Below are 7,429 nucleotides of genomic sequence, written 5' to 3' on the forward strand. Positions count from 1 at the left end.
GTGCGGAACGCGCTGTGAGGCGGCAGCCGATCCGGGCGTCATATCCGGCCCGCCCTGCGCTCGGTGACGAGCAGCCAGAGCAGGTACCCGCCGCCGAGCACCGCGGTGACGACACCGACCGGCAGCATTCGGTCGCCGAAGGCGTTGGTGGCGATCCAGTCCGCGACGAGCAGCAGGGCCGCGCCCATGACGGCGGCGGCCGCCAGGTTCGGTCCCGGTGAGCGGGTGAGGCGGCGCGCGAGCTGCGGCGCGCTGAGCGCCACGAAGGCGATGGGTCCGGCCGCGGCGGTGGCGACGGCCATGAACAGCACGCCGGAGCCCATGAGGACGACCCGGGTGCGTTCGACCGGCACACCCAGCGCGTACGCCGCGTCGTCGCCCATCTCCAGCATCCGCAGGGGCCGTCCGTGCGCGAGGACGACCGGCATGAGGACCGCGCACATGCCCGCCAGCGGCCACACCTGCACCCAGTCGCGTCCGTCGAGCGATCCGGTCATCCAGAGCGTGGCCCGGGTGGCGTCCACCAGGTTGGCCTTGGTGATCAGGAAGTGGATCACCGCGGTGAGCATGGCGGCGACGCCGATGCCGACGAGCACCAGCCGGAAGCCCTGCACCCCGCGCTTCCACGCGAGGGTGTAGACGGCGACGCCGGTGACCAGGCCGCCCGCGATCGCGCCGCCCGCCACGGCGAGCGAGCCGCCGCCGAAGATCACGATCACGGTGAGCGCGCCGACGGTCGATCCCTGCGAGAAGCCGATGACGTCGGGGCTGCCGAGCGGGTTGCGGGACAGGGACTGGAAGACGGCGCCGCTGAGCGCGAGCGACGCGCCGACGAGCAGCGCCACGAGCACCCGCGGCAGCCGTACGTCCTGGACGATGAACTCCTGGGCGGCCGTGCCGTTTCCGAGGAGCGTGCCCACCACGTCGCCGAACGACATCGGGAAGTCGCCGCTGCCGATGAGGACGACCGCGACGGACGCCGCGACGGCGGCCAGCAGCAGGACGACGCCGGCCGCGCGGGAGTCGACGCGTACGGAGAAGCCGCCGGGCGTGCGCAGTGCTTTCACGGCCTTCACAGCTGGGCCATCCTCTTGCGGCGGACGAGTTGGATGAAGACCGGCCCGCCGATCAGCGCGGTGACGATGCCGACCTGGAGTTCGGAGGGCCGGGTGACGACCCTGCCGACCACGTCGGCCCCGAGCAGCAGTACGGGCGAGAGGACGGCGGCGTAGGGGATGATCCACCGCATGTCGGGGCCGGTGATGGCACGGACGAGGTGCGGGATCATCAGCCCGATGAAGACGATCGGCCCGCAGGCCGCGGTCGCCGCCCCGCACAGCAGGGTGATGGCGACCATCGAGAGGATCCGGGTCCGGGTGAGGCGCGCGCCCAAGGAGCGGGCGGTGTCGTCGCCCATCTCCATCGCGTTGAGCGGCCGGGCCAGCAACATGGAGAGCGCCAGGCCGGCGGCGACGAACGGCGCGATCTTCCCGATGGTCTCCATGTCGGCGGAGGCGAGCGAGCCGACGGTCCAGAAGCGCAGCCGGTCGAGCACGGCGGCGTCGAGGAGTTGGACGGCGTTGATGTAGCCGTACAGGGCCGCGGTGGCGGCCGTACCGGCGAGCGCGAGCCGTACGGGGGTGGCGCCGCGGCTGCCGCCGAGGACGTACACGGCGGCGGAGACCAGGGCGGCGCCGAGGAAGGCGAACCACACGTAGCCGGTGAGCGACGTGACGCCGAGGAAGCTGATGGCGGACACGACGGCCGCCGAAGCGCCCGCGCTCACGCCCAACAGGCCCGGTTCGGCCAGCGGGTTGCGGGTCAGCGCCTGCATCACGGCGCCGGCCACGCCGAGGGCCGCTCCGACGACGAACCCGAGCACGGTGCGCGGCAGGCGGACGTCCCTGATGATCACGTCGTTGCCGGTGCCCGTGTGGTGGAACAGCCCGTGCCACACGTCGGCGACCGGCACGGACTTGGCGCCCACGGCGATGCTCGCGACGCAGATCAGCAGCAGGGCGCCGCACGACACCAACAGCCCGGCGGCACGCAGGGCGTGCCGTTTCGGGGTGGCTGGTGCGGGTATGGGCTCCGCGCTCCGCTTGGAGGGACTGTCGACCAACACGAGGTTAGGTTAGCCTACCCTCGCTACGGGCGACCGACGGGGTGGCGGCCCCGGCCGGTCCTACAACCCCAGCCGGGCCAGCGCCTTTCCGGCATCGAGCGTGCAGGAACCGTCGCCCGCGCTCGTCCACGCGGCCCCGCACAGGGCGCGCAGCCCGTCCAGCGGCTCACCGTCGCCGTCGAGCGTCAGCGCCTCGCCCCGTACCGAGGCCGTCCACCCTCCGCAGCCGAACACGCCGTCCGTCTTCGCCACTTCGGGCTGGCCCGTCAGCATCCCCCGCAGATCCGCGTCCACATAGGTCGGCCGGTGCCGCGGCTCCGCGGCGAGCAGCTGCGCCGCGTCGGTGACACCGGTCAGCACGAGCAGCGAGTCGACTCCCCCGTTGAACGCCCCCTCGATGTCCGTGTCCAGCCGGTCCCCCACGACCAGCGGCCGCTTCGCCCCGGTACGCAGGATCGTCTCCTTGTGCATCGGCGGCAGCGGCTTGCCCGCGATCTGCGGCTCCGCGCCGGTCGCGATCCGTACGACCTCGACGGCCGCGCCGTTGCCCGGCGCGATGCCCCGCGGGCCCGGGATCGTCAGGTCGGTGTTGGACGCGAACCACGGCACGCCCCGCGCGATCGCGTAACAGGCCTCCGCGAACCGCCCCCAGGGAAGATCGGGCCCCCCGTACCCCTGCACGACCGCCGCCGGGTCGTCGTCCGCGGACTCGACCGGCTCGAGACCGCGCTCGCGCAGCGCGACCCGCAGCCCGTCACCGCCGACGACCAGCACCCGCGACCCGGGCGGCACCTGCTCGGAGATCAACCGGGCCACCGCCTGCGCCGAGTTGATCACGTCGCCGGCCTCGGTGGGGATGCCGAGCTCGGTCAGATGCCCGGCCACGACCTCAGGGGTGCGCAGCGCGTTGTTCGTGACGTACGCCAGGTGCATGCCCTGCTCGCGGGCCGTCGCCAGCGACTCGACGGCGTACGCGATCGCCTCACCGCCCGCGTACACCACCCCGTCCAGGTCGAGCAGGGCCGTGTCGTACGCCTCGCTCAGCGCCCGCGCGCTGCCGCGCGGTCCGTTCGTACCCTGCCGGCCCTGCTGGCTCATCCGCTTCCGCTCCTCGCTCTGGCTGCGTCCCGCCGCCGGGTCCGCTCCCCCGATCATCGCGCATCCATGCCCCACGCTTACGATGCCCTGATGAACAACGATGGTTCTGCGGCCAATGGCGGTCTGCATCTGATCCCGTTCCGTGGACTGCGCTATGTCCCCGAGCGGGTGGGCAGCCTCGCCGCAGTGACCTCACCGCCGTACGACGTGGTCGTCAGACCCGACGGCCTGCACCATCTGGAATCGGCCGACCCGCACAACATCGTGCGGCTCATCCTGCCCCAGGCACGCACCACAGAGGACCCCCACAGCCGGGCCGCGCAAACCCTGGAACGCTGGCTGGCGGAAGGCGTCCTGGCGGCGGACGAGGAACCCGCCCTGTACGTGTACGAGCAGCGCAGGGGCGACGTGCTGCAACGGGGCGTCATCGGGGCACTGGCCCTCTCCGAACCGGCCGCCGGCGTGGTCCTGCCGCACGAGGACGTCATGCCGGACATCGTCGCCGACCGCGCGGACCTGATGCGCAGGACCGCCGCGAACCTGGAACCGCTGCTCCTCACCTACCGCAGCACCGGCAACGCGGTGGGCACGACGGCCGTCATCGAGCGCACCGTCCAGCACTCGCCGCTGCTGTCCACCACGACGGAGGACGGCTTCAGCCACCGTCTGTGGTGCGTCACGGACCCGGGCGAAGTCGCCGAGGTGCAGGGCGATCTGATGCGGCACCAGGCGATGATCGCCGACGGCCACCACCGCTGGGCGACCTATCTGCGGCTGCGCGCCGAGCACCCGGCGCCCGGCCCGTGGAACTACGGTCTGGTGCTGCTCATCGACACCGCGCGCTACCCCCTGCAGGTACGGGCGATCCACCGGCTGCTGCACCGCCTCCCGGTCAGCGAGGCGCTCGCCGCCCTGACCGGCGTCTGCCGCGTCCGCGACCTCGACGTGCCGCTCCCCCAGGCCCTCGACGCCCTCGCCGGCGCGGCCGCCGAGGGCAACGCCTTCCTGCTCGCCGGAGACGGCCGCTTCCACCTCGTCGACCGGCCGGACGCAGAGCTGCTCCGCCGCACGGTGCCGGCCGACCGGCCGGAGGCCTGGCGCACGCTGGACGCCACCGTGCTGCACGCCACACTCCTCGAACACATCTGGCGGACCCCGGACGCCCCCGAGCACATCACCTACATCCACGACGCCCAGGCGGCCGTCACCAAGGCGGAACGGATCGGCGGAACGGCGGTGCTGATGCATCCGGTGAATGAGGAGGTCGTACGGGAACTGGCGCTGGAAGGCGTCACGATGCCGCGCAAGTCGACGTCGTTCGGGCCGAAGCCGGCGACGGGCCTGGTCCTCAGGAGCCTCGCGCTGGAGTAACCGCGGTCCGAGGCCGGACATGAGTGAGGGCGGCACCCGTGGACCGGGTGCCGCCCTCACTCATGTGCCGTCGGCCGACTACGCGTCGTCGCCGGGCCGCTCGTCCGTCTCAGGCTCGGCGTCGGCAGATGCGGCGGCGGCCGTGTCGTCCGTCGCGGCTTCCGCCTGGTCGACCGCAGCGTCGGCCGCTTCGTCGTCCGCCTGGTCGTCCGCCTGGTCGTCCGCTGCGTCGGCCTTCACGTCGCCGAGGACGTCGTGGGCGTCGTGCTCCTCACTGAGGGCGTCGACGAACTCGACGCCGTCCATCTCCGCAAGGCGGTCGGACGCGTCGGTGGCGCCGTCCTTGTCGGCCTCGATCGCCTTCGCGAACCACTCGCGGGCCTCGTCCTCCCGGCCCGCGGCGAGAAGCGCGTCGGCATACGCGTAGCGCAGGCGTGCGGTCCAGGGCTGCATGGAGTTGGACGCGAGCTCGGGGCTCTGGAGGGTCACGATGGCGGCATCGAGTTGCCCCATGTCCCGACGGGCTCCGGCCGCGACGAGACGCATCTCGACCTGGCTCGCCTTGTCCAGCTTCTGCACCTCCGGCTCGCCGGCCATCGCCAGCGCCCGCTCGGGCCGGCCCAGCCCGCGCTCGCAATCCGCCATGACCGGCCACAGCTCCACGCTTCCGGTCATCCGACGGGCCGCGCGGAACTCGGCCAGGGCCTCGGAGTACTTCTGCGACGCGTACGCGGCGAAGCCGGCGGCCTCGCGCACGGCGGCGACACGGGAGGCGAGTCGCAGCGCGATGCGCGAGTAGGCGTAGGCCTGCTCGGGGTCCTCGTCGATCAGGTTCGCGACCATGACGAGGTTCCGGGCGACGTCCTCTGCGAGACCCTTCGGGAGGCTCTGCAGCTCCTGGCGCACGTCCTTGTCGATCTCGTCGCCCGTGACGTCGTCCGGGATGGGAAGCCGCTTGATGGGCTCACGGTCGGGACGGTCACGGTCGTCGCGCCGCCCGCCGTAGCCGCCGCGGTCTCCACCCCGGTCGTCACGGGAACCCCGGTAGCCGCCACGGTCGCGGTCACGGTCACGGTCGTCGCGACGGGGGCCGCGGGAGTCACCGCGGTCGTTGTCACGCCGGCCGTAGCTGCTGCCACCGGAACGGTCGTCACGACGGAAGCCGCCGCCGGCACCGCCACCGCTGGGACGGCCACCACGGTCATCACCACGCCGGTCGTCACGACGGTCATCACGCCTGTCGTCACGACGGAACCCGCCCTGACGGTCATCACGCCGGTCGTCACGCCTGTCGTCCCTACGGTCATCACGGCGGAAGCCGCCCGGACGCTCATCACGACGGTCGTCACGCGGACCCCGGAACCCACCACGGTCATCGTCACGGCGGAACCCACCCTGCCGGTCGTCCCGACGCGGGAAACCACTCTGACCCGACCGGTCATCACGACGGAAACCGCCACCGCCGGCACCGCCGGCACCGCCACCGCTGGGACGGCCACCACGGTCATCACCACGCCGGTCGTCACGACGGTCATCACGCCTGTCGTCACGACGGAACCCACCCTGACGGTCATCACGCCGGTCGTCACGCCTGTCGTCACGACGGAAGCCGCCCGGACGCTCATCACGACGGTCGTCACGCGGACCCCGGAACCCACCACGGTCATCGTCACGGCGGAACCCACCCTGCCGGTCGTCCCGACGCGGGAAACCACTCTGACCCGACCGGTCATCACGACGGAAACCGCCACCGCCGGCACCGCCACCGCTGGGACGACCACCACGGTCATCACCCCGCCGGTCATCGCGGCGGTCGTCACGGGGACCGCGGTATCCACCACGGTCGTCCTCACGACGCGGACCCCGGTACCCACCACGGTCGTTGTCACGCGCGAAGCCGGGCCGGTCACCGGAACGGTCGTCGCGACGGAAGCCGCCCTGGCGGTCGTCACGGCGGAAGCCACCGCCGCCACCGCCACCCGGGCGAGGCGAGTAGGAGCCGCCACCACTGGGACGGCCGCCACGGTCACCGCCTCGGTCGTCGCGGGCACCGCGGTATCCACCACGGTCGTCCTCACGACGGGGACCGCGATCACGGTCGTCACGAGAACCACCGGTCGCCGGACGACCGCCACGGTCGTCACGACGGAAACCGCCGGTCGCGGGGCGACCACCACGGTCATCGCGGGCACCGCCGCCTGCCGGGCGACCGCCGCGGTCGTCGCGGGAGCCTCGGAAGCCACCGCGGTCACCGCGGTCGTTGTCACGACGGGGACCCCGGTCCCTGTCGTCGCGACCGCCGCGGAAGCCGCCCCTGTCACCACCGTCCTTGCGACGCGGTTCGCGTTCCGGACGATCGTCGGAAGAGTTGGGGGACATCGGCGTGACTCCTGTCATCGGGTACTACAGTCATTCTCGCGCAGCCGGCCATCGGCCGCGCTTCGTCATTCTGGGAAAAGCAAAAAGGACCCTTGGTCCAGCGTGAACGCTGGACCAAGGGTCCTGAAAGATTGTTCGGCGGCGTCCTACTCTCCCACAGGGTCCCCCCTGCAGTACCATCGGCGCTGAAAGGCTTAGCTTCCGGGTTCGAAATGTAACCGGGCGTTTCCCTTACGCTATGACCACCGAAACCCTATCGGGTTCTAGCGAACAAGCACACTCTTCAATTAAATAAAGTGAAACTTGGTTCAACCGGTGCGACTGTTCGCAACCCGGGAACCACACAGTGGACGCGAGCAAATGAGGACAAGCCCTCGGCCTATTAGTACCGGTCAACTCCACCCCTTACAGGGCTTCCATATCCGGCCTATCAACCCAGTCGTCTACTGGGAGCCT

Annotated in this window: 5 protein-coding genes, 2 rRNA genes and 1 pseudogene; 1 reads left to right on the plus strand and 7 read right to left on the minus strand. The window is 71.6% G+C overall.

The annotated features are described in order from the left end of the window. Positions 1-38 precede the first annotated feature (38 nt). Genes ACWD01_RS30775 through ACWD01_RS30785 form a run of 3 tightly spaced genes read right to left on the minus strand, consistent with a single transcriptional unit; the run spans position 39 to position 3,223 of the window. Complete coding sequence (locus tag ACWD01_RS30775) at positions 39-1,076, minus strand: FecCD family ABC transporter permease (RefSeq protein ID WP_451166359.1); 1,038 nt, start codon at positions 1,074-1,076, stop codon at positions 39-41. Then, entirely contained in the window at positions 1,073-2,125 is a 1,053-nt protein-coding gene (locus ACWD01_RS30780) for a FecCD family ABC transporter permease (protein ID WP_451166361.1), read from the minus strand. The genes ACWD01_RS30775 and ACWD01_RS30780 overlap by 4 nt, the downstream gene beginning before the upstream one ends. 60 nt (positions 2,126-2,185) lie before the next feature. Beyond that, the gene (locus tag ACWD01_RS30785; protein WP_451166376.1) at positions 2,186-3,223 is read right to left on the minus strand and encodes an HAD-IIA family hydrolase; all 1,038 of its coding nucleotides are present in this window, start codon (positions 3,221-3,223) and stop codon (positions 2,186-2,188) included. A gap of 90 nt (positions 3,224-3,313) precedes the next feature. Here ACWD01_RS30785 and ACWD01_RS30790 point away from each other — a divergent pair, with 90 nt between their 5' ends. Then, the gene (locus ACWD01_RS30790; RefSeq protein ID WP_451166363.1) at positions 3,314-4,594 is read left to right on the plus strand and encodes a DUF1015 family protein; all 1,281 of its coding nucleotides are present in this window, start codon (positions 3,314-3,316) and stop codon (positions 4,592-4,594) included. Between the two features lie 78 nt (positions 4,595-4,672). On the opposite strand, the gene ACWD01_RS30795 is transcribed toward ACWD01_RS30790, so the two are convergent. From ACWD01_RS30795 to ACWD01_RS30810, 4 genes and pseudogenes are all read right to left on the minus strand, one after another. Then, entirely contained in the window at positions 4,673-5,500 is an 828-nt protein-coding gene (locus tag ACWD01_RS30795) for a tetratricopeptide repeat protein (protein ID WP_451166378.1), read from the minus strand. Positions 5,501-5,800: 300 nt separating this feature from the next. Continuing rightward, positions 5,801-6,523, minus strand: a pseudogene (locus ACWD01_RS30800) (hypothetical protein); the annotation flags it as partial. Between the two features lie 583 nt (positions 6,524-7,106). Next, positions 7,107-7,223, minus strand: a 5S ribosomal RNA gene (gene rrf / locus ACWD01_RS30805). 112 nt (positions 7,224-7,335) lie between these two features. Then, positions 7,336-7,429: ribosomal RNA gene (locus ACWD01_RS30810) — 23S ribosomal RNA — on the minus strand; the annotation flags it as partial.

This window comes from Streptomyces sp. NPDC002835 (genome assembly GCF_053591995.1).

What these genes read in the sequence shown, in the direction of transcription:
- ACWD01_RS30785 (WP_451166376.1), bottom strand. Translation starts at nt 3,223, where the DNA reads ATGAGCCAGCAGGGCCGGCAGGGTACGAACGGACCGCGCGGCAGCGCG.
- ACWD01_RS30790 (WP_451166363.1), top strand. Translation starts at nt 3,314, where the DNA reads ATGAACAACGATGGTTCTGCGGCCAATGGCGGTCTGCATCTGATCCCG.